Origin of the sequence: Castellaniella sp. (genome assembly GCF_049651205.1) — a bacterium.
Lineage (GTDB): Bacteria > Pseudomonadota > Gammaproteobacteria > Burkholderiales > Burkholderiaceae_B > Castellaniella.
Genome location: NZ_JBASBR010000007.1, coordinates 61,820 through 83,580 on the forward strand (window position 1 = coordinate 61,820; position 21,761 = coordinate 83,580).

General features: G+C 56.4%; 23 protein-coding genes. 5 read left to right on the top strand and 18 right to left on the bottom strand.

Going from position 1 to position 21,761, the window contains the following annotated elements:
* Nucleotides 1-22: 22 nt before the first annotated feature.
* The 7 genes from rpoZ to WA928_RS03905 form a co-directional block, all read right to left on the bottom strand.
* Nucleotides 23-226, bottom strand: a complete 204-nt coding sequence (rpoZ, locus tag WA928_RS03875) for a DNA-directed RNA polymerase subunit omega (protein WP_350382954.1) — start codon at nucleotides 224-226, stop codon at nucleotides 23-25.
* 11 nt (nucleotides 227-237) lie between these two features.
* Nucleotides 238-918: a guanylate kinase gene (gene gmk, locus WA928_RS03880; RefSeq protein ID WP_424299830.1), complete on the bottom strand. Its 681-nt coding sequence runs from the start codon at nucleotides 916-918 to the stop codon at nucleotides 238-240.
* Nucleotides 915-1,247 (bottom strand): hypothetical protein, encoded by a 333-nt coding sequence (locus WA928_RS03885; protein WP_424299833.1) that lies wholly within the window; start codon nucleotides 1,245-1,247, stop codon nucleotides 915-917. The genes gmk and WA928_RS03885 overlap by 4 nt, the downstream gene beginning before the upstream one ends.
* Nucleotides 1,248-1,278: 31 nt before the next feature.
* On the bottom strand, nucleotides 1,279-2,061 hold the full coding sequence (gene xth / locus WA928_RS03890) for an exodeoxyribonuclease III (RefSeq protein ID WP_424299836.1): 783 nt from the start codon (nucleotides 2,059-2,061) through the stop codon (nucleotides 1,279-1,281).
* Between the two features lie 209 nt (nucleotides 2,062-2,270).
* On the bottom strand, nucleotides 2,271-3,071 hold the full coding sequence (locus WA928_RS03895; protein ID WP_424299839.1) for an ABC transporter ATP-binding protein: 801 nt from the start codon (nucleotides 3,069-3,071) through the stop codon (nucleotides 2,271-2,273).
* Nucleotides 3,071-4,735, bottom strand: coding sequence for an ABC transporter permease (locus WA928_RS03900; protein ID WP_424299842.1), 1,665 nt, complete (start codon nucleotides 4,733-4,735; stop codon nucleotides 3,071-3,073). The genes WA928_RS03895 and WA928_RS03900 overlap by 1 nt, the downstream gene beginning before the upstream one ends.
* Nucleotides 4,736-4,859: 124 nt before the next feature.
* Nucleotides 4,860-5,897: a Fe(3+) ABC transporter substrate-binding protein gene (locus WA928_RS03905; protein ID WP_424301097.1), complete on the bottom strand. Its 1,038-nt coding sequence runs from the start codon at nucleotides 5,895-5,897 to the stop codon at nucleotides 4,860-4,862.
* Nucleotides 5,898-6,231: 334 nt separating this feature from the next.
* Between WA928_RS03905 and WA928_RS03910 the strand changes: the two genes are divergently transcribed.
* The 3 genes from WA928_RS03910 to WA928_RS03920 all read left to right on the top strand — a co-directional run bounded on the left by WA928_RS03910 (nucleotide 6,232) and on the right by WA928_RS03920 (nucleotide 9,730).
* Nucleotides 6,232-6,576 (top strand): YnfA family protein, encoded by a 345-nt coding sequence (locus tag WA928_RS03910; RefSeq protein ID WP_424299845.1) that lies wholly within the window; start codon nucleotides 6,232-6,234, stop codon nucleotides 6,574-6,576.
* A gap of 356 nt (nucleotides 6,577-6,932) precedes the next feature.
* Nucleotides 6,933-9,155, top strand: coding sequence for a hypothetical protein (locus tag WA928_RS03915; RefSeq protein WP_424299848.1), 2,223 nt, complete (start codon nucleotides 6,933-6,935; stop codon nucleotides 9,153-9,155).
* A gap of 98 nt (nucleotides 9,156-9,253) precedes the next feature.
* Nucleotides 9,254-9,730, top strand: coding sequence for a c-type cytochrome (locus WA928_RS03920; RefSeq protein ID WP_424299851.1), 477 nt, complete (start codon nucleotides 9,254-9,256; stop codon nucleotides 9,728-9,730).
* A 22-nt stretch (nucleotides 9,731-9,752) separates the two neighbouring features.
* Here the strand turns inward: WA928_RS03920 and WA928_RS03925 are convergent, their stop codons facing one another.
* From WA928_RS03925 to WA928_RS03965, 9 genes are all read right to left on the bottom strand, one after another.
* Complete coding sequence (locus WA928_RS03925) at nucleotides 9,753-10,727, bottom strand: zinc-binding dehydrogenase (protein ID WP_424299854.1); 975 nt, start codon at nucleotides 10,725-10,727, stop codon at nucleotides 9,753-9,755.
* Nucleotides 10,728-10,811: 84 nt separating this feature from the next.
* The gene (locus WA928_RS03930) at nucleotides 10,812-12,047 is read right to left on the bottom strand and encodes an ABC transporter substrate-binding protein (RefSeq protein WP_424299857.1); all 1,236 of its coding nucleotides are present in this window, start codon (nucleotides 12,045-12,047) and stop codon (nucleotides 10,812-10,814) included.
* Nucleotides 12,048-12,181: 134 nt separating this feature from the next.
* Entirely contained in the window at nucleotides 12,182-13,564 is a 1,383-nt protein-coding gene (locus WA928_RS03935) for an MFS transporter (protein WP_424299860.1), read from the bottom strand.
* Nucleotide 13,565: 1 nt separating this feature from the next.
* Nucleotides 13,566-14,264 carry a hypothetical protein gene (locus WA928_RS03940; RefSeq protein WP_424299863.1) on the bottom strand — a complete coding sequence of 233 codons (699 nt, stop codon included), beginning with the start codon at nucleotides 14,262-14,264 and terminating at the stop codon, nucleotides 13,566-13,568.
* Nucleotides 14,261-14,890: an ABC transporter permease gene (locus tag WA928_RS03945; RefSeq protein WP_424301100.1), complete on the bottom strand. Its 630-nt coding sequence runs from the start codon at nucleotides 14,888-14,890 to the stop codon at nucleotides 14,261-14,263. Before WA928_RS03945 ends, WA928_RS03940 begins: the two co-directional genes overlap by 4 nt.
* A 53-nt stretch (nucleotides 14,891-14,943) precedes the next feature.
* Nucleotides 14,944-15,660 carry an ABC transporter permease gene (locus WA928_RS03950; RefSeq protein WP_424299866.1) on the bottom strand — a complete coding sequence of 239 codons (717 nt, stop codon included), beginning with the start codon at nucleotides 15,658-15,660 and terminating at the stop codon, nucleotides 14,944-14,946.
* Nucleotides 15,661-15,792: 132 nt separating this feature from the next.
* Nucleotides 15,793-16,608 (bottom strand): transporter substrate-binding domain-containing protein, encoded by an 816-nt coding sequence (locus WA928_RS03955; RefSeq protein ID WP_424299869.1) that lies wholly within the window; start codon nucleotides 16,606-16,608, stop codon nucleotides 15,793-15,795.
* A gap of 82 nt (nucleotides 16,609-16,690) precedes the next feature.
* A complete protein-coding gene (locus WA928_RS03960) occupies nucleotides 16,691-18,055 on the bottom strand; it encodes a TrkH family potassium uptake protein (protein ID WP_424299872.1) in 1,365 nt (454 codons plus the stop codon).
* A 14-nt stretch (nucleotides 18,056-18,069) separates the two neighbouring features.
* Complete coding sequence (locus WA928_RS03965) at nucleotides 18,070-18,726, bottom strand: potassium channel family protein (protein ID WP_424299875.1); 657 nt, start codon at nucleotides 18,724-18,726, stop codon at nucleotides 18,070-18,072.
* Between the two features lie 172 nt (nucleotides 18,727-18,898).
* On the opposite strand from WA928_RS03965, the gene WA928_RS03970 reads away from it, so the two are divergent.
* Nucleotides 18,899-19,921, top strand: coding sequence for an alkene reductase (locus WA928_RS03970; protein ID WP_424299878.1), 1,023 nt, complete (start codon nucleotides 18,899-18,901; stop codon nucleotides 19,919-19,921).
* 13 nt (nucleotides 19,922-19,934) lie between these two features.
* Here the strand turns inward: WA928_RS03970 and WA928_RS03975 are convergent, their stop codons facing one another.
* Both WA928_RS03975 and WA928_RS03980 read right to left on the bottom strand, forming a co-directional pair.
* A complete protein-coding gene (locus WA928_RS03975) occupies nucleotides 19,935-20,396 on the bottom strand; it encodes a GatB/YqeY domain-containing protein (protein WP_424299881.1) in 462 nt (153 codons plus the stop codon).
* Between the two features lie 32 nt (nucleotides 20,397-20,428).
* Entirely contained in the window at nucleotides 20,429-21,199 is a 771-nt protein-coding gene (locus WA928_RS03980; RefSeq protein WP_424299887.1) for an NRDE family protein, read from the bottom strand.
* Between the two features lie 21 nt (nucleotides 21,200-21,220).
* Here WA928_RS03980 and WA928_RS03985 point away from each other — a divergent pair, with 21 nt between their 5' ends.
* Nucleotides 21,221-21,676: a hypothetical protein gene (locus WA928_RS03985; RefSeq protein WP_424299890.1), complete on the top strand. Its 456-nt coding sequence runs from the start codon at nucleotides 21,221-21,223 to the stop codon at nucleotides 21,674-21,676.
* Nucleotides 21,677-21,761: the final 85 nt, after the last annotated feature.

The following is a 21,761-nucleotide window of genomic DNA, read 5'->3' on the forward strand; positions in this document are numbered from 1 at the left end:
AATACCCCCCTTTGCGTTTAGATCAGGTGGGAACCTTGCGCAGCATCTCGGTGCCAACCTGGCCTTGTGCGATTTCACGCAGGGCGGTAACCGTAGGTTTATTATGGCTTTCGATGCGGGCTTCGTGACCTTGGGCAAGCTCGCGGGCACGATAAGTGGCCGCCAGGGTGAGGTCAAAGCGGTTGGGGATTTGCTGAAGGCAATCTTCGACGGTGATACGGGCCATGAGTGTCCTGATTAGCTAGCGTTGTTGAGAGGTTTACGTATGCCCAGTTGCATAAACAGATCAGCGTGGCGAACGGATTGTGCGGTATATCGTAACCGGGCCGCTAGCACAACTGCCTGAAGCTGCCGTGAAGCCAGGCTAAAGTCTTGATTAATAATAACATATTCGCAGTCGGATGCATGCGCCATCTCGCCTCCTGCAGCAAGCAGACGGCGGGCAATCACCTGCGGGGCATCCTGGCCGCGTTTGTTCAGGCGCGTCTCGAGCGCCTCGATGGAGGGCGGCAGAATAAAGACGCCGATAGCCTGTGGGTAATGCTGCCGAACTTGCCGTGCGCCTTGCCAATCGATCTCGAGAATGATGTCTTGTCCGGCCGTGATGGCCTGAGCCACCCGATCGCGTGGTGTGCCGTAAAAATTGCCGTGCACCTCTGCCCATTCGAGCATGTCACCGCGTTCGCGCATGGCCTGGAAAGTATCCACTGACACAAAACGGTAGTGCTTTTTATCTTCTTCTCCGGGACGTGGGGGGCGGGTGGTGCACGAAATAGACAGCGATAAGGTGTCATCCTGTGCCAGCAGAGCGTTGACCAGGCTGGACTTACCGGCGCCGCTGGGTGCCACCACCATGAAGATATTTCCGGCGTGCTTGGGAGACATATCTGCGGATTGTGAAGGGGACGATGTTGTCATGATACCGCCGGCGTATCTGGCGATTGACCAAACTCGGCTAAGGTATCCGCATAAGCCTGGGCACTGGTACACAGAAATACGATGGCATCGCCGGGATTCAGGTTGAACAGCACATCCTGAATCTGACTAGCGACGTCGTCGGTATCGTTGACAGCGGCCACATGGACGTCTCCCTCGCCCTGAAACTGTTGGGCGGGCACAATATCGGCCACCTGCTGTACATCGGCTGGCCGCTGGGCTACATATACACGAAAGGGCAGGTTTTCGAGGGTGATGTCGAGAATCGCGCCGCGATCTATGCGCGCGATCAATTGGCTGTCTAGGGGCATGAGGGAAGCAAAAACGCGGAATATCCCCGCATTATATTTTGAATTGCGCCACAACAGGCGCGTGATCGGAGGGCTTTTCCCATCCACGCGGTATTTTATCAACCACGCACTCGAGGCAGCGGCTGGCAAGATCGGGGCTTGCCAGGATGTGATCGATACGCACACCTGCATTTCGCCGAAACGACATCATCCGATAATCCCACCAGCTGAATATCTTGGGCGGCTGATCAAACAGGCGAAAAGTATCCTTCAGGCCCAGATCCAGCAAGCGTTGAAACGCTTGGCGTTCGGGCTCTGATACCAGCACATTGCCCTCCCAGGCTTTTGGGTCGTGCACGTCTGCATCTGCCGGTGCCACGTTGTAGTCACCTAAAATGGCCAGATCAGTATGCTGACTGATTTCATCACCTAACCAGGCATGCAGCGCCTGATACCAATCCAGCTTGTACGCATATTTATCGCTGCCCACCGACTGCCCATTAGGGCAATAGGCACTGATGACACGCACCGCCTGGCCCTGGGTATCCGTTATGGTGGCGGCGATGATCCGTTGTTGCGGGTCTTCGTAACCAGGGATATTGCGTTGCACATCCAGAGGCGGTGTCCTGCTAATGATAGCCACACCGTTATATGTCTTTTGCCCGGCCCAGCAGGCGTGATAGCCCGCCACCCGTAACGCAGCATCGGGGAAGCGCTCGTCTGGCAATTTCAGCTCTTGCAGACAGAGGGCATCCACCGGGTTGGCATGCAACCAGTCGAGCACATGGCCCAGACGGACGTTAAGCGAATTGACGTTCCAGGTGGCAAGTTTCATTCGATTATAAATATCGTTATTAATCAAATATATATTAAACAAACTTAAATTAATACTTTAAGCTCACCAATCAAGCACCTTTCCACTTCGGGCCTAGTGATTGATCTTCTCCGTACTGTGTGAATACCACCATGGTATCAGCCCGGCACCTTATGCCGCTCGATCATGGTGGATAAGGACACTGCCACAGCGTATGGAGAATACGCAGACTAGCCGGCCTGCGAGTGCCTCATGGCATCAGTCAGGAAGCGGCCCACAGAATCCGAGGCGGGCTTGAGACGCAGGGAGGATGGAACCGCCCATTGTTCCAAACAGCCATCGCACATCACGCCGATCTGATCCGCTATGGCGAACGCTTCGTCTTGGTTATGCGTCACCACAATGGCGGTTCGGTTTGTTGTCTTGATGATGTCGCGCACTTCGCTGGCAAGATGGGTGCGGGTATTGACATCCAGATTGGAGAACGGCTCGTCCAGCAGGAGCAGTTCGGGTGAGGGCGCCAGTGCCCTGGCCAATGCCACACGCTGTTGCTGCCCCCCTGAAAGCTCGTGCGGATAGCGATTGCCTATATCCGCAAGGTGCACGATCTCCAGCATCTCCTGAACACGCGTCATACGCTCAGTGCGAGAAACTCCGCGCACGCCAAAGCCAATATTTTCGTTTATCGTTAAATGCGGAAACAAGGCGTAATCCTGAAACATCAGGCCAATATGCCGATCTTCCGGCGCAACATGCATGGTTGGAGACGATAAGGTTCTATTACCCAGTGACAAAACGCCACCGATAACAGGCTCGAATCCAGCAATTGCCCTGAGAACTGTCGATTTTCCGCAACCTGACGGGCCTAACAGGCACCCAACGCTACCTCGTTCAAGAGAAAGAGAAAAATCACGGATTACCGTGACCGGCCCATCAGGTGTCTCGTAAGCAATTTTAACGTGTGACAGATCCAGAAACGCATCCTCACCGCTGACATGTCCCGTTAAAGCGGGAGATTGAATTGAACTCATTACTTCTGATGTCCGTAGGAAAGATTGGTTCGGGCGAGAAGGATCACAGGCAACAAGCCGGCAAGCACGATGGCCAGCGCCGCGACCGCGCCTTCTTCGTAGCTCCCGCGAGAAGCCTCCGCGTATAGCCACGTGGCCAATGTGTCGAAATCAAACGGACGCAATAATAACGTGGCCGGCAATTCTTTCATGACCTCAACAAAAACCAACAACGCGCTGGCCGCCAGGGCGGGGCGCAACAACGGCAGGTGGATACACCACAAGGCCTTGGCGGGGCTGGCTCCTAAAGTTCTGGCCGCGTGTTCCAATGAAACGGGCACTCGCGTCAGACCAGCCTCTATCGCGCCAACCGGGATCGCGAGAAACCGGATGGTATAGGCGATGACCAGCAGCCCGGCAGACCCCATGAGAAACAGGCCCTGGCCGCCTATCAGCTCGCCCAGTGTCTGTTCAATCAGCATCACCGGAGTCAATAAGCCAATCGCCAGGACGGTGCCCGGCACCGCGTAACCCAGGCTGGCGACACGCGCCATTGATCTTGCGGGTTGGCGCCAGGCACCCTCACGAAGCATGCGGCTTGCCCAGGCAACCATCAGGCCCGCTGCAACCGTGACCACCATCGCCAGCGCAGCGAGCATAACAGTACTGGAAAGACTGCGGCTTAGCGCATCGGATATCCCGTGTCCTTCATGAAACCGCTGCACAACTTCGGCGACCAGGTAGGCGGCTGGAAATACGAAGCCCACCAAAATCGGTAACAGACCAAGCAAAAGCGCAACAGTGGCAGGCGTACCACGCAATACCCGTGCGCGCATTGGCTGCATGCGCTGGGCACTGGCAAAGCGCTGACGCGCACGTCCTTTCCGTTCCATGAGAATAAGCCCAACAACGATGAGCAGCATGGTGAGCGCAATTTGCGCAGCCGCGGCCAGATCTGATCGTGTCGTCCACGACGTATAAACCGAGACAGTCAGGGTCTGCACACCAAGGAATTCTGAGGCGCCAATGTCATTGAGTGTCTCCAGCAGGGCCAGGCTCAGCCCAATGGCCCAAGCTGGCCTGGCAAGCGGCAATACAACGCGCCGAAACACCTCTGCCTTGTGCGCGCCCAATGTCCGGGCGGCCTCAAGCAGATTGGATGCCTGCGTAAGAAACATGGACCGCATGGTGAGATATACATACGGATAAAGCACAAAGCCCAGCACCAGGATAGCGCCGATCATATTACGTATGTCCGGCAACCTGAACTCGCGCGGGCTGGCATATCCCAACCAGGCCCGCAGCATGGATTGCACCGGCCCGATCGGATGCAAGAGATCCAGGTAGGCATAGGCCATGATATATGTTGGCACAGCCAGTGGGAGCAACAAAGCCCAGGCAAGTATCGAGCGGCCCGGAAAATCATACGCGGTGACCAGCCAGGCGCTCCCGACACCCAGCAGGCTGACCACCAGACCAACTCCAGCCAGTAAAATCACTGTATCGCGCAAAGCAGCTGGCATCACCGTGCCCGCCAGATGCTGCCAATGATCCAGATCGCTCCCCAGGGCATGCCAAGCCAAGGCAAGGATGGGGGTAATGACAGCCAGGCTAATGAGAATGGCTCCAGATGGAGCCCATGAGCCTCGGACCGCCCGAGAATAGCGAAGGTTGTGGATTTTCATTCAGGCAAGAGCATAGGGCAGAAGGGGGTTGGAAATGCGCTGGCCCAAAGGACTCTCGCCATATAAAAATACTTGGGCCGAATCGAACCCATGGATCCGATTCGGCGCGCGCAATTATGAAACCTTAGTTGTCGAAGCCGACTTTATCCACCAGCTCGCTTGCCTGTTTGCGATGCTTGGCAATTTCAACCAGATCCAGCGAGTCAGCCTTCAGAGGCCCCAATGCGGCCATGACAGGGTCTACCTTTACGCCGGCACGCACAGGGTACTCGTAGTTTGCATTGGCATAGATTGCCTGGGCTTCGGGCGAAACGAGGTACTCCAGAAAGCGCACCGCATTGTCACGGTTAGGCGAGTTCTTGGCGAGCGAAGCGCCACTGATGTTGACATGGGTGCCGCCATCAGCACTGCTGGCAAAGGTTGGGCGTACAACTTTGATGGCATCCCCCCAGGCGCGACCTTCTGAACCGGGTTTATCGTTTTTCATCCGACCGACGTAATATGCATTGGCGATACCAATGTCGCAGATGCCGCCCAGGATGTCCCTCGCAACGTTACGATCGCCCCCAGCCGCTTTGCGGGCGAGATTCTGCTTGACACCTTCAAGCCAGGTCTCCGTAGCCTGAGGCCCGTTGTGAGCAATCATTGCGGCGATCAGCGCGGTATTGTAAGGGTGCTGCCCCGAGCGGATGCAAACCTTGCCTTTCCATTTCGGATCAGCCAGTTCTTCGTAGGTGAATGTTGTCAGCGGCAGGTCTTTGTCTGCGTAAAGCACTCGATCCCGCAGGGAAAGCGTAAACCACTGGCCATCCTTGCCACGCAGGTTGGCCGGTATGACTTCCTCCAGGGCCTTTGAGTGCACGGGCTGGGTCACACCGGCACCAACCAGATCCAGCACATTCCCGATATCGACAGTCATGAGCACATCGGCGGGGGATCGTTCGCCTTCAGAGCGCACGCGTTCCAGCAAACCAGACTTGATGAAGATTGTCCGGACTTCTATTCCACTGTCTTTGGTGAAAGCGTCCAGCAACGGCTGGATCAAAGCCGGTTCTCGCGTGGTGTAGAGATTGACCTCTTGTGCCGCCAAAGCCGCTGGGGCAGCAAAGGTGGACGCCAAGACAACGGCGGCAGCTCGTAGAGCGAGAGATTTCATCGACATATCCTTGGTAAGTGGGAGGCGAGGCGGCTGAACAGCCACCAGATATTTTTGCTGAATAGAAATCGTTCGCACGTAGATTAGCTGTTGGCGATCCTGACGTCAACCTGAAACAGGAGGATATTTCAGAGATAAATCACGGCGATCGGAAACTGCACAGGACTGTGATCATCAATGCAGATTGCGTGCATTTTGCGCATGAATCCTTACTTGGTATGGTTAGCTTATAGAATGCATGTTGTTCTTACAGCGATGGGAACAGATAGGCGAGTTTTAATCTGTCCATCGCGCCTGTGAAGTGATACAAGCCGCTACAACCACACCACAATCCCGAACTATGGACCTCACATTTAGTTTTTTGAGAGTGGTCTCGCTCTTCACAATGACTGCTGTGGCCGAAATTGTTGGCTGTTATCTTCCCTGGCTGGTCATCAGACAAGGACGGTCGGTATTTTTGCTAGCACCTGCAACCGCTTCGCTGGCTCTGTTTGTATGGCTGCTGACATTGCATCCGGCTGCGGCGGGACGCACCTACGCAGCTTATGGCGGGGTGTATGTAGCGGTTGCTCTTTGCTGGCTGTGGCTTGTAGAGGGCCAACAGCCAAATCGCTGGGATCTAGCGGGCGTATTAACAATCCTGGTGGGCGTCGGCCTTATTGTGCTTGGCCCTAGAACCAGCTGACGCCCAAGCACGACGGCTGTGCGTGTATAGCGCTGTGTCAAAGACCAAATATGTTGAACTGACCGATATTGGAACATCAGATACTGGCTCAGTGGGCAGGGCTGACAGTTGAGGGTTGGCTTCCGGCACAAAAGACATATCCACACCGCCAAACGTACTTTTTTATACAGTGTTCTTGACCTATGTTAAGGATATAGCTGTTTGGCAAACATACTATATGTTGTATTAAAAAATAATTAACACACAATATATAGTATTAAAAAGCAGAAGCAAACCAAGCTCCATGTTGCAGTCACAGCTGCCATTTTGGCCTGCCTCCGCGGTCTTCTCGCGCCCACTTAAAAGAGCTACCATCCATGCAAACCAAACCCATATCGCCCGACATCGGCCAGCAGATGCTGGCCCAAAGTAAATTCTTCATGGGTTATGCCCGCTGGGATGAAGCCCATAACGCCTACGAAACCTGGCCCCGGGCCATTGAGCGGGTGATGCGCATGCACAAAGAGAAGTACGCACATCGCCTGACACCAGAACTCTCTGCGCTGATGGCACAGGCCCAGAGCGCCTACGAAAACCAACTTGTACTAGGCGCGCAGCGTGCCCTGCAATTTGGCGGTGAGCAGATTCGCAAGCACGAAGCCAAGATGTACAACTGTAGCTTTTCATACGCAGATCGACCTGCGTTTTTCCAGGAAGCCATGTACTTGCTGCTGTGCGGCTGCGGTGTTGGCTTTTCGGTGCAACCGCGCCACGTCCAAAAATTGCCACCCATCGCTGCACGTGCGGCCGGCCAAGCCCGTATTTTTCAGATTCCGGATTGCATCGAGGGCTGGGCCGATGCCTTTGGTGTCCTGCTGTCTTCGTATTTTGTCCGGAGTGGGGCGTTTCCTGATTATCAGGGGGCGCCAGTGCACTTTGATTACAGCCGTATCCGCCCAGCAGGCTCGATGATCAGCGGCGGCTTCAAGGCACCAGGGCCAGACGGCCTTCGCCGGGCGCTGGAGCGCTGCGAAGCCCTGATTGAAGGCGTACTGGCTCAAGGGCAACAGGTGCTGTCTCCCATTGTGGTGTACGACTTTGTCATGCACATGGCCGATGCGGTGTTGTCTGGCGGGGTGCGGCGTTCCGCCACCATCTGCCTGTTTGATAAAAACGACGAAGCCATGCTGGCGGCCAAAACGGGCAACTGGTATGTGGATAATCCACAGCGCGGGCGTAGCAATAATTCGGTCATTATCCAGCGCGACCAACTCACTCGAGCCGAGTGGGCACGCATCATGCGCTCGGTGCGCGATTACGGCGAACCAGGCTTTGTATTTACCGATAACCTGGATTTTGGCTTTAACCCCTGCGTGGAAATCGGCTTGTATCCGGTAGCAGAGGATGGCCGATCCGGCTTTCAGTTCTGCAACCTGTCTGAAATCAACGGCGCCGCTTGCACCACCCGCGAAATCTTCCTGCAGGCGTGCCAGGCTGCATCCGTCTTGGGTACCCTGCAAGCTGGGTATACCGATTTCCATTACCTGGACGATGCCTCGTGCCAGATCACCGAACGCGAGGCCCTGATCGGGGTTTCCATCACGGGCTGGATGAACAACCCCAAGGTGTTGTTCGATGAAGATCTGCTGCGCGAAGGCGCCGACCTGGTACGCGCCACCAACCGGCAGGTTGCGGGCCTGTTGGGGATACGGCCTGCGGCCCGCACCACCTGCGTCAAGCCCAGCGGCAACGCTTCGGTGCTGTTGGGCACGGCCTCGGGTATCCATGGCGAACACGCACCACGCTACCTGCGGCATGTGCAGATGAACAGCATGGACGAAGTGGCCCGGCTGCTGCAGCAAGAAAACCCCACAATGTGCGAGGCATCCGTCTGGAATCAACAGGATATCGTCGTGGCGTTTCCCATGATCCCCAAGGTGGGCTCTTTATTCAAAGATCAACTACTGGGCATACAGCAGCTGGAATACGTAAAAAAAGTACAGCGCAGCTGGGTTGCCCAGGGCACCGATCCAGCACTCTGCCGAGAACCGGGCTTGCGGCATAACGTGTCCAATACCGTCACCGTAGACGACTGGGACCAGCTTGAACAATATTTGTTTGATAATCGCCAGTGGTTTGCGGGTGTGTCGCTACTGGCGCAGCATGGCGATCGGGCCTACCCACAAGCCCCGTTTACGCAAATCCATACAGCTGAACAGATCACGGCCCGTTACGGCCAGGGGGCCATGTTCGCCTCGGGGCTGATCGTCGATGGACTGCACGCCTTTAACGATAATATCTGGCTGGCCTGCGACACTGCCCTTGGGCAGGGCCTGACGCTGTCCGATAATGCCAGCGATTTGCTGAAACGCGATTGGGTTCGCCGTTTTGAGAAATTTGCGCACAACTACTTTGGTGGCGATATTCTGCAAACTTCGTTTTGCCTGAAAGATTGCCATAACTTGCACAAATGGCACAGCATACTCAATACCCTGGCTCCTATCGATTTTGCCCAAAGGTTGGGCGAGCCTCGCTACACGGATGCGGATCAGTTGGCCAGCCAGGCGTGCGTTGGTGGAGCGTGCGAACTGACGTTTTAAGCAGGTTGAATGACTGGGGCAGTGCCTTGACCTTCCCACTATGGTAAGCATTAAGCTTGTGCCCCAACTCTTAACACGGCAGGTGATGATTCGTGCCAATGACACGTTTTTCCAAAGTATGGGCTACGGCCGCAATTGTTGTTGCCGGCGGGGGTATTGGCGCCTACGTATTTCTTGCCGGCGGGGCGTCACACAAAACGCTGATCAATGCCACAGACCAGGATCTGATCGTCCAGGGTCAAGCGATCTACACTAGCAGCTGTGCAGCTTGCCATGGCGCAATGTTGCAAGGCCAGCCAAACTGGCACGAGCGCATGGCCAACGGGCGATTGCCAGCGCCACCACACGATCAGACGGGACACACCTGGCACCATCCCGACGCTGTGCTGTTTGATCTCGTCAAACACGGCCTGGTGCCCGGGCGTACGGCACCGCCCGGTTATCAAAGCAATATGCCAGCCTTTGGCGGTGTGCTAAACGACAACCAGATCGTCGCGGTACTGACCTACATCAAGAGCACCTGGCCCGCAGATGTTCAGCGCATGCAAAAGGACGTCACTGCGCAGCAGCCATGACGCCGTTGGTGCAGGACTCTTTCTAATCCAGGCCACGCATCACGATTTTTCCTACCTGGGCGTTGGCTTCCATACGCTCCAGGGCTTCGGCCAATTGGGACATGGGGTAGACACGGTCAATGAGTGGCTGCATGGCCGGATCGGCCATCCGGGGCAGGATATCGCCGACGACCCCCTGGACAATACGGTGCCGTTGAGATGGGCTGAGACGCTTGCTGGACACCCCAAACAGGTGCAGCCGCTGGCTATGTACCGCGCGGATGTCCAGCATGGCCTCGTGCTCGTCATCCATATAACCCACCATCGCCAGACGGCCCTGAAACGCCAGTGCACGTATGCAGGTGGGCAGCATCGAGGCCCCTACAATATTGACCACCAAGTTGACGCCCTGGCCGTCGGTGGCGGCCAGCACGGTGTCATCAAAATCAGTGCGGCGCGTTGCGATCCCGAGATCAAGCCCCAGGGGTTGAAGAGCCGCCAATTTGTCTGAGGATCCTGACGTACCGATTACACGGGCGCCCAGTGATTTGGCCAGCTGCAATGCCGCTACGCCTACACCAGATGCCACACCGGTAATCAGCAGCCACTCATCCGCAGCAAGGTGCCCTTGGCCAATCAACATATCGTGTACCACCTGCGTGCTGATCGGCAGGGCGCCTGCCTGCACCCAGGACAAGGTGTCGGGTACCTTCATGGCATCCTGAACATCCATCAGGACAGCATCGGCAAAGGCCCCATGGCAGCGCCCCATCACCCGGTCGCCTAGATTGAATCCAGCGCAATCCGAGCCCAGTTGCAGGATCTCGCCCGCAGCCTCGGCACCCAAAGGCTTGGGTTGCCGAGATGCAGATTGACGCAGTGCCAGGATTTCACCGCGGTTCAAGCCTGCTGCACGTACCCGCACCAATAATTGCTGTGGGCCGGGCGCAGGCGTGGATACTTGCTGTGGCTGGATCTGGAGGGCGTTGTGTCGAATCTGGGCAAAGTAGGCAAGCATGGTAGTGACCTTGATATCGAGAAGCACGAAGCAGACAGCTTACGATATCACCGGGCAGGCCATGATGGCGCGTCGACCGAGCCTTTATTGCGCTTTGGCGGCTGTTTTTAGCATCGGGCAGGTGGACTCGTCCAGCGTGCCATAAGCAGTTTCAGCGGGGATGACTGCCGCTACTTTATGAAGATCCCAGGGACCTGTGCTTTCAGCCGGGGTTTTCACCCGCAGCAGTGTCATGTCGTTCATCATCCGGCCATCGGCGCGGATGACCCCATGATCAACAAAAAAGTCGTTTACGGGATGCGATTTGAGCCACGCCATGATGGTGTCGGCGTCATCGGTGCCTGTTTGGCTCACCGCCTTGAGATAGCTTGTGGCTGCGGAGTAATCACCGGCCTGGCCATAGGTGGGCATGCGCCCGATATCCTTCAGGTAGCGCTTCGACCACGCTTCAGAGTCCGGATTTTTGTTCCAGTACCACGGCACCGTGAAATACATGCCCTGGGTAACCTCCAGGCCCAGCGCATGGATATCCAGCAAAGTAGCCGTCAGCCCCACTGGAATCATGGTACGGGTCAGGCCAAACTCGACGGCTGTTTTTAAGGAATTGACAAAATCTGCCGTGGCATTTGCCAGGGCCAGGACTTTGGCTCCGGAGTTTTGGGCTTGCAACAGAAATGAGGAAAAATCTGGGGTGCCCAGTGGTGTACGGACCGACCCCAACACGGTTCCACCCGAGGCTTTGACCACGGCAGCCGTATCGTGCTCGAGCTCATGGCCAAAGGTGTAATCGGTGGTGAGGAAAAACCAGGAGGATCCACCCTCACGAACCACCGCAGCGCCCGTCCCGCGGGCCAGGCCACGCGTGGAATACGTGTACTGAATGGTATAGGGGTTGCATTGGTCGTTGGTGAAAGCCGAAGAACCTGCCCCGGAGGTAATGAAAGGCCTTTTCTTTTCGGCAGCCACCGCAGACATCGCCAGGCTGGCGGCAGAGCTTGTTCCGCCAATCAGCAAATCCAGTTTCTGGTTATCAAACCAATCGCGGGCCAGGGCAGAGGACACATCCGCCTTGTTGCGACTATCGGCTACCAAAAGCTCGACAGGGTGGCCATTTATCTGGCCACCGGCATCCGCGATAGCCATACGGATGGCATGTGCGCCTCCGGGCCCGTCTCCATCGGCATAAACACCCGACATGTCGGTAATGAAGCCGATGCGGATAACGTTATCTGAAATACCGGCTGCCTGCGCAGGCGCCAGGGCGCACGTCAACGCGGCGGCGAACAGCGCCAGGCGGGCAACTGAAAGAGGGTGTCTCATGGTGCAAACCACAAAAGAGGAGAAAGTCGATATGATGCCAGCCCAACGCAGCATAGGCACGAGTATGCCTACTTGAGCAGGGGTAAAGCACGACGCCAATGTTTCATTTCAAGGTAGGCTGTAAAAAGCAGCGCTTACCAGGCACCATGGTGCTCAGGCACCGACACAATAAGCCGCATTGATGCCGCCACCAGCACTGCCCAGAAGCCATAGAGCCAGGCCTGGCTGATGCCAGGGTCGGAGGATACCGACAGCACCATGGTGACAATCGAAATAAAAGTGATGGTGCCTACCTGAATGGACAGCGTTCTGATGGCTGCCAGCATGGCTGCGGATTTTGGCGCCAACTGCAAGCCAGCGTTTCTACTGGCGGGGTTCACTGTGCCGGTACCCATCCCCAGCAAAAATGTGGCGGCCATCAGCCAGGCAAAAGGTGATAGGCCAAACCAGGGCGGCAAAGCCACCAGCAGCATCCCCAGGCTGATCAGGCTGGCGCCAATATACAAAGGAACACGATATCCGGTACGGCGGATGGCCATCGTGCATGCCAGTGAGAACGCAATAGCCGCCATGCCTTGAGAGACCAGCAAAGAGCCAGCTTGCAGGGCACTTAAGCCATACCGGTTGGTGGCATATAGGGGAATCAGCGCTACCGCACCGATCGTGATGCCGCCGTAGAGCACGTTGATCAGATTCACAACCCCAAAGCCAGGCCCGTAAATCAGTGGAGGAGCAATAAAAGGATGATCACTGCGACGGATATGCCGGAAAAACAGCCAGCCAGCCAACAAAGCCAGTACTGCCGGGATCAAAATGCGTGGTGAACCAAACGGCACATTATGTTCTCCCAGAAAACTGGCCGCCAACATGCCGGCCAGCAAACACACGCCAACATAGGTAATGCCCGGGTAGTCCATACGAGCATCAGGGCGCTGGCTTCGGGGTGCGTCTGGCGGAATATAGCGCAGGGTCATCCACAGTATCAGCAGACCAATGGGCACATTGACAAAAAATACACCGCGCCAATTCCAGTAGGTGACAAACAGCCCACCAAAAACGGGCCCGATCATGGCCCCAATGGGAAAAATGCTGCCAAACAGGCTCACCGCGCGATCGCGGCTATTACCAAAGTAATCAACAACAATGCCTGTGGCGGAGGGGGTGATGCCCGCTCCGCCGGCCGCCTGCAGGACGCGCAACACAATCAGGGCTGCGATATTGTTGACGAGCCCACAAAGCAGCGAAGCCGCCGTAAATACGCTGATTGAGATAAGAAACACACGCCGGCGGCCCAGACGCTCGCTGAGCTTGCCGGCAACGGGCAGCATCAGCACAAAACCAAACGCAAACGCAGTGAGTGTCCAGCCGGCCCAGTTGATAGAGGTGTTCAGGCCCTGTTGCAGCTCATGCAAAACAGTGGCGACAATTGTTGAATCCACCGATGTCATGATCAATGCCAGGGCAACGGTAATGAAGGCCGGAACCCGGTGAATGGGCGCTGCGTGTGTATCAGGCATCTCAGTGCTTTGGTAGTCCTGTCAGACCTTGCAGCCCCTCAAGTAGGTTTTGCAAATTGGTAGGCTTTGCCGGCAGCGCAAATTGGCTGGCCGGCGGCGTTTGCGTGGAAATTGATTGCAAGGTGAAATCCTGCCCAATGCGCAAAATGCCACGACGCTGCGCGGGTAGGGCGCTGGCCAGCCGCTGGGCGCTGTCCGAGCTCATCAGGGCCCGCAAGGTGTGCAGGTAGGTCGTGGTCATGTCAACAACGGCCGCCTGCTCCGTTAAGACAGCATCGGTGACATGCGCCTTGCCCTGTGTGTCAGTGTAGTTCAGCTGATATACGTGCCCCTGAATACTTGCGATGGTCTCGGTTTTATGCAGATCACGCACCGAATTGACGTGATCGGGCAGTGTGTATTGACCTTGTGACTGCGTCAGTGCGCTGAGGCCTTGCACCAGCCCACCTATTTCCATCACCACGGGGCCGCCCATCTTGTATGTAACTGTGTACGGTTTGCCGTCACGCACGACAACGTAGTCCTTCTGGCCTTGACGCCCCAGGCGCACAGGACCGTCAGTTTGCCACGACAACGTGGCCGTATCCTGCCGTGTCTGCACCACGGCAGTGCCACTGGCAACTGCGGCAAGGGGCGCCACCAGGCATCCCGCCATCGCCACACAAACGGTTACGCTGGATCGAAAGCAATATCGCATCATGAAGACCTCACCTGAAGTTTGAGGCTGCGCTCGAACAACCACGCGCATCCCAGCAGGGTGACGTTGATCATCAAGTACAGCAGGCCCGCGATAATAAAGGTTTCGACGATCAGGTAGCTTTGGCTCATCAGACGCCGCGCCATTCCCGTGAGTTCCATCACGGCAATCGTAGAAGCCAGGCTGGTGCCTTTGATGGCCAGGACCAGTTCGTTGCTGTAGGCGGGAAACGCCTGGCGGATTGCCAAGGGAAACCGGATGCGACGAAACACCTGAAGACGGGTCATGCCACACGATAACGCAGCATCAATCTGGCCGCTGGCTACAGATTGCAAGCCTCCGCGGATAGCTTCGCCCATATAGGCACCACTATTGAGGCTGATCGCCAGGATGGCACAACGTGCACCATCGCTGAAAAGCCACCATAACCAGGATTGATCGTGCACGAAGCCAAGCGTGCCAATACCGTAGTACAGCAGAAACAATTGGATTAATAGTGGCGTGCCGCGAAATATGGTGCTGTACAGAAAAGCGATGCCCGCAACCAGGCGATTGTTTGCACTGCGCATCAGGGCGCTGCCCAAGCCCAGCAAAGAAGCAAACACAATGGAGAACAAACCAATCCGCAAGGTGATCCAAAACCCGTCGATGAGAACAGGAAATGCTTTTTGCATAAGTTCAATCATCTGCGGGCTCCTTGCATGCCGCGCCCAAAACGGCGCTCAGCCCAGACAAAAATGGCCTGACTGCATACACCGATCAGGAAGTAGAGGATTCCTGCCAGCAAATATAAGGTAAGCGGCGCCCGAGTGGCAGCAGAACCCAGCACGGCCGCCCGCATGAGTTCGACCAAGCCCACCAGAGAGATCAAGGCCGTGTCCTTAAGGGCGTTTTGCCACACATTATTGGCCCCCGGCAGCGCATACCAAAATAACTGAGGCAAGGTAATGCGCCGCAATACCTGGGGGCGGCTCATGCCAATGGCACGGGCTGCTTCGATCTGACCACTGTCGATGGCTTTGAACGCTCCGCGAAACACTTCAACGCTATATGAGCCCGAGATCAGGCCAATGGCAAGAATCCCCACGAGCATGGGGAAAACCTTGCTCATCAGGTCGTCCCACTCGAGCCAATCAGCCAGATCGGCAGCGGGCTGTACCGTACCAAAAAAAAGCAGATAAATGATCAGAAGCTCGGGGACACTACGTACCAGCAAGGTATACAGGCTGATCAGGCTGCGCGCCAGCCAGTGGCCTCCAGATTTCAGTGCCGCACCGGAGATGCCGATGGCCATTCCCAGCATGATCCCGCATACACTGATGAACACTGTCATACCGGCACCGCGCAACAGCATGGTGCCCCAGCCAGCGCTCAGGATCTCGGTCAGGGAAGCGTTCATGAAATAGCAGGCCCGGCGGCCTTGGATGGAACTTTAGGCACCTTGAAGAAGGGTGCCAAAAAAGAAACCGGCCTTGGGCTGTCACACAATCGGTGCGTGACAAGCCCAAGGCGGAAATAACAAGACAGAAGTTTACTTGCAGGCGGCGTAGTTGGACAGATCGACGCCAAACCATTTCTCGCTGGACGTCTTGAGGGTACCGTCCTGGATCAGCTCACACAAGGCTTTGTCAACCTTGGTTTTGAGTCCGGTGTTTTTCTTGTTGATGCCGGCGCCAATACCCAGGCCCAGAATATCAGGATCGGCACTGCTTTTGACAACGTAATCGGCCAGCGCAAATTTGCCTTTGCCACTGGTGCTGAGGAACTGGCTTTGAGGCGTAACCTCTGAGAACGTCGCATCCAACCGATCAGCAGAAAGATCCATCTGCATCTGGTCTTGCGTTTCATACGTTTTCAGTTTCAGGTCGGGTGCATATTTTTGCAAAAATGCCCCCTGAGTAGTGCCACTTTGCACGCCCACCGTCTTGCCGGCCAAACCTTGCAACAATGTTTTCTGGTCTGCCGCCTTTAACAGGGGGCTGCCTGCGGGCAGGACAAATGCAGAGTCTTCGGTGGCGTAGGGAATGCTAAAGGAAATCACCTTAGAACGCTCGGCCGTGACGGACATACCCGAAATCACCAGATCAAAGCGCTCGGCTTCAAGAGCGGGGATCAGGCTGTCGAAAGCTTGCACCACAAACCGGCATTTCATGTCCAGCTTCTTGCACAGTGCGTGCCCGACATCAGCATCAAAGCCCGTAACCTTGCCCTGAGCATCCACCATGCTCCAGGGCGGATACCCACCTTCGGTACCGATTTTCAGGGTGGCTGCCGAGGCAGCAGTGGCCAGGCCCGCAAGGCCCAGCGCGGCGCACAACAGCGCCTTTCGTGCAATGGAGGTCACCATGGACAGCATCCTTATTTGACGGGTTCCGGAAACCGCAATAGTAGTACATCAACGCCAGCCTCGCTTAGCCGCGGGTGTGAGATCAACCAATCTGGATGGTGCCTTCCGGATAGCGGACACGGCTGTTTCGCTGAGTACCCAGGCTGTACACCAGCGTCAAGGGTCCCACTCGCCCAATAAACATCAGCACCATAAGAAGGACTTGGCCAGGCAGACTGAGGGTATGGGTAAGATCAGGACTCAGGCCCGTGGTGCTAAAGGCAGCCATTACCTCCATCAAAATCGTCATAAAAGGCTGATGTTCGAGCAGACTGAGCAAAAAGACCCCGGCACACACCAGGGTGCCCGATACCATGAGCAGGGCCAGCGCCTTGTGCACGGCTTCCGGAGCAATCCGCCGATGCATCAGTACGATTTCTTTGCGTTGCAGCACATATGCACGCACCACTGCAATGAGAATAATAAAAGTGCCCAGTTTGATGCCGCTGGCAGTAGACAAGGATCCACCGCCGATAAACATCAGGATCACCAATAAAAAGCGTGTACTGTCACGCAACTGACTGACGTCCATACTGGCAAAACCTGCTGTACGCGCCCCAACCACTTGTGTCCAGGCAGCCAGCCCCTGGCTCGCCAGTGGCATACCGCCCAGTGTGGCTGCATTTTGAGATTCGATCAGCCAAAACAGGGCCCATGCACTGAGGTTGAGCACCAGCGTGGCAATCAGCATGATGCGGGTGTAATACGCGAGTGATTGCCACGCACGCTTCTGATAAATATCAGCCAATACACTAAAGCCAATACCACCCAGAATAATGCAGCCGGTTATTACGAATGTGGTGACAGGATCACCCACAAAACGCTCGAGGCTGTCGGAAAACAGCGTAATACCGGCATTATTGAATGCTGACACGGCATGAAACACTGCCATCGGAAACGCATGGGAAAGTGAATCATTGCGCCACCACCAGAGGGTAAGAACCAGAATGGCCGCCGCCTCAATCGCCAGTGTAAATTTGATAACCGTCGCAGCGGTATGGCCGATACGTGCCACGCTGGTCTGGTTGAATGCCTCAAGTGCCAGCGCTTGATAGCGCAAGCTTAGCCGCTTGCCTAGCGTCAAGGAGGCCACAATGGCAAAGGTGACAAACCCGATTCCGCCAATTTGCACGAGAACCAGCACAATGCCTTGCCCCAGTATCGTGAGGTCTGTTGTGAGGTCGATCACCGTCAGACCAGTGACCGTGACCGAAGACGCTGCGGTAAACAAAGCCTGAAAGAAACTGATGGGCCGAGCCTGTGCCGCTGGCAAGAGGAGCAGGGCAGTACCCAGCAGGATCAACAACAAAAAACTGCCGGTCAGCACTGCCGGCGGGCTGGCTTGCAACTGTCCGGTATGCCGGGCACGCCGATACGCCCGGAACGGATGGATAGTAAAGCGTGCCATATAAGAAAACAGCCTCAGCGCAATTTGGGCGCAGCCAGCTTAAGCTGCTGCAATGGCCCAAAGAGGATCAGCGTATCTTTGGTACGAAGCATGAACTGTTCCGGTGGCTCGAGCGTTGTTTCGCCCTTGCGCTTGACCAGCAAGGCACGGATCTGGTCGGGAGGGTCTGTGGTCAGGGCATCTCCCAAGGTCCGGCCATCCAGATGCTCACTCGCTTCGAGCTCAACCACAAAATCACCGTTGCCCAGGGCAATGTAGTCGTTGACCATGGGATAGCTGAGCACCTGAGCGATCCGGATACCCATTTCTTCTTCGGGATGAATCACCCGGCTGACGCCCAGCTTGGTCAGGATCAGATGATGCGCACGAGAGGTAGCCTTGACCCAGACTTCGTGTACCCCCAGGGATTTCAGGTGCACGGTACACACCAGACTAGCCTGGAGATCAGCCCCGATGGCGACCAGCACGACGTCATATTGTTCAAGGCCCAGCTCGGCCAGGGCATTACGATCAGTGACATCGGCAATGGCCGCGCGTGTAAGTTTGTCAGCCTGAAGGTCGACCACCTTACTGTCCTGGTCGATTCCCAAAACAGAATGCCCCAGACGCATGAGTTCGAGGGATGTAGCTGCACCAAACAGCCCTAATCCGATGACGGCAAATTGTCCCATGGGTCTCCTGTTGATGAGCGGTGCTTGAGTTATGGTGACATCCCACGGGGATGGCCATTATTACAAAAATCTGGTAAAAACCCTGATAGATTTTTAAAAACTTTTGATGTCCGGATGGTGCGTTGCAGCAAACTGTGTCGCGACTCTGGTCTCGTCGTACTAATCGCATGATATGACAAGTTTGCTTGATCCACTGCAGTTGGGCGATGTGTTGCTTCGCAATCGCATCGTCATGGCGCCGTCTGCCAGCATTCGGCCCGCACAGGGGCGGATACCCAATGACATACTGCGCACCTATTACGCGCAACGCGCCAGCGCAGGTTTAATCGTCACCGAAGCCGCCTCGGTCTCACCACTGGGCATCGGCTATCCCGACATGCCCGGAATCTGGAATTCTGCCCAGGTACAAGGGTGGCGCCGGGTTACCCAGGCCGTGCACGAGCGCGGCGGGCGAATATTTTTACGGCTATGGCATGCGGGCAGGGTATCGGATCCCGAGTATTTGTCCGGAGAAATGCCTGTGGCGCCTAGCGCCATCCCGTGCCGTGATCAGGATCCAAAGGCACAGCATACAGAGCGCTGCCCAAACTACGTCGTACCCCGCAGCCTGCACATCAGCGAAATCCAGCGTATCGTGGCCGATTTTGACCAGGCTGCCCGATATGCCCGTCAGGCCGAGTTTGACGGTGTTGAGATTCATGCAGGAGACGGCTACCTGATCGACCAGTTCCTGCATGACGGTTCCAACTGCAGACAGGACGAATATGGCGGTTCTTTGGTTAACCGCAGCCGTTTCCTGCTTCAGATCGTGGACACCTGCATCGGCGTCTGGGGTGCGGGGAGGGTAGGCGTTCATTTATCTCCCCGTGGAGATCGCCACGATATGCAGGACTCCAACCCGGTTGCCCTGTATCGCCATGTGGGTCAAGCGTTGGGCAACCGCCGGGCTGCATTTGTCTGCGTACGCGAACGCCCCGGCAGCGACGCATTGACTCCAACGATTCGTCATGCGTTCAGTGGCGCCTTGATTCTCAATGAAGGGTACGACCTGCTTTCTGCCCAGCAGGCCATGCAAGCCCGTGAGGGTGATGCAGTGGCCTTTGGCCGGGCATTTGTATGTAACCCGGATCTGGTTGAGCGGGCCCGGGAGGGCCTTACCTTGCGCCCGTGCACCGAAGCACTCTCGCTGGCTTGAGGCTTTTAACGGTCTAAGCAGCGAGGCGCGATTTTACTTTGGCCGACACGGCCGACATATCGGCACGGCCCGCCAGTGCGGTTTTAAGCTGGCCCATGATGGCACCCATGGCGGCGCCTCCTTGCAGCCCTTTTCCGGCAACCACAGCCACAGCGGCTTCGATGGCGGCAGAGATTTCTTCTTCGCTGGCTTCCTGAGGCAAAAATTCTTTCAGGATATCGAGTTCGGCGCGCTCTTGGTTGGCGCTATCGGTACGGCCGGCGGAGTCGAAGGCCGCAATGGATTCTCGCCGCTGCTTGGCTTGTTTTTCGATGATGGCAATGATCATGGCATCATCGGGCTCAATGCGTTCATCTACCATTTTTTGCTTGATCGCCGCCTGCAGCAGGCGCAACGTCCCCAATCGTACGGAATCGTGCGCGCGCATGGCAGATTTGACGGATTCCGTAATTTGGCTTGCAAGGCCAGAGCTCATGAGAGTGTCCTATGAAGTAATAAAAAGCTATTTTAACGAGGCAAACGCCAGTCGTGCCGATCTGTTGCTTGGCCGGCCGGATCATAGCTTTGCTCGCACAGCACCGTAGCGCCACTTGCATGGATGGCAATCACGCTGGAGCAGCGCGTGCCATATTTGGGGCTGACGATAAACGGACTGCTCAACAGTTGCTCCATTTCCTGGCTCAGGCCGGTGACAGGCAATTGCGTGGGCGACGCCTGGGTGACGTCATGCAGACGAACAAAAACCTCTTCAGGCGCTGTGGCCCATTGCTCTGCGGGCCAGACATCCAGCGTGCCCTGCAAGCGTCGCACCTTGGGCCAGGCAGTATCCAGCAGGTGGTTGGACAAGACATGGGTACCAGGCGCAATCCGGTGAGGGCCCGCAACAGCATCCCTGTTGCTGAGATACCAGCTGCTGGCCAGGTCGCCGATGATCAGATTAAAACCTGCCCACCGCTGCTGGTGCGTCAAAATCTCTTGGCCATAGGCCTCGGGCGTCTGCTTGCCCAGTAAAAAATCGCGCACCAGCACGCCACGGGAAATGGCGTTGTCTGGCGCGGGAGTGCCAGGCTCACGGTAATTGGTCAGCAAGGCATAACGACCACCCGCGGCACACCCCAACCAAGTACCCCCTGCTTGCAGGTCCTGGCCTGCAAGCAGCTCCGGATGCCCGGGCCAGGGCCCAGCGGCACGGGTGGGACGTGCATGGAACTCGTCTCTATTGGCTGCAACCAGCACCGGCCATTCGGGGTGCCCCAAAGAAAGATAGGCGATACACATGAGCCGCAATATACTCGCCCCATGAAATCTCTGTACAGAATCCATCCGCATTGGGTGCATCGTGCGGCAGTCACTTTGGCTGCCTGCTTGCTGGGCTCGGGCCATGCCATGGCTGGCAACCCTGCCTGGACGCAGGATCGCACCAGCGAGGCCTTGCACACGGTTGGGCGGCCGGTATCGGTGGTCTTCAAGCCAGACGCAGCCGTGCAACTCAATATGCCTGTCAATGCAGTGGTCACGCATGTGTATGCTGCACGCCGGTTTGACAGCACGGCGCAGATCTCCACCCAGCTTTGCCATGGGCTTACTGGCGGGCCGTGTGTGCCGCTGCAAGGCTCACACATCAACACAGGCCGGTTCGATGGGCAAGCGGCCACGGGGCCCTGGCGGCTGGTACACAAGGTATTGGGGTGGGGAAACGATCATCCACCCGTGTTCGTGCGCGATACGATCATCGTTTGGTACACCGCACCCTAGGCTCGTCAATAGTTCCTGCCCGTCACCCATGACCCGGATAACAGCACGGAATGCTCGGGTTATACTGTTAGGCTTACCTACTTAG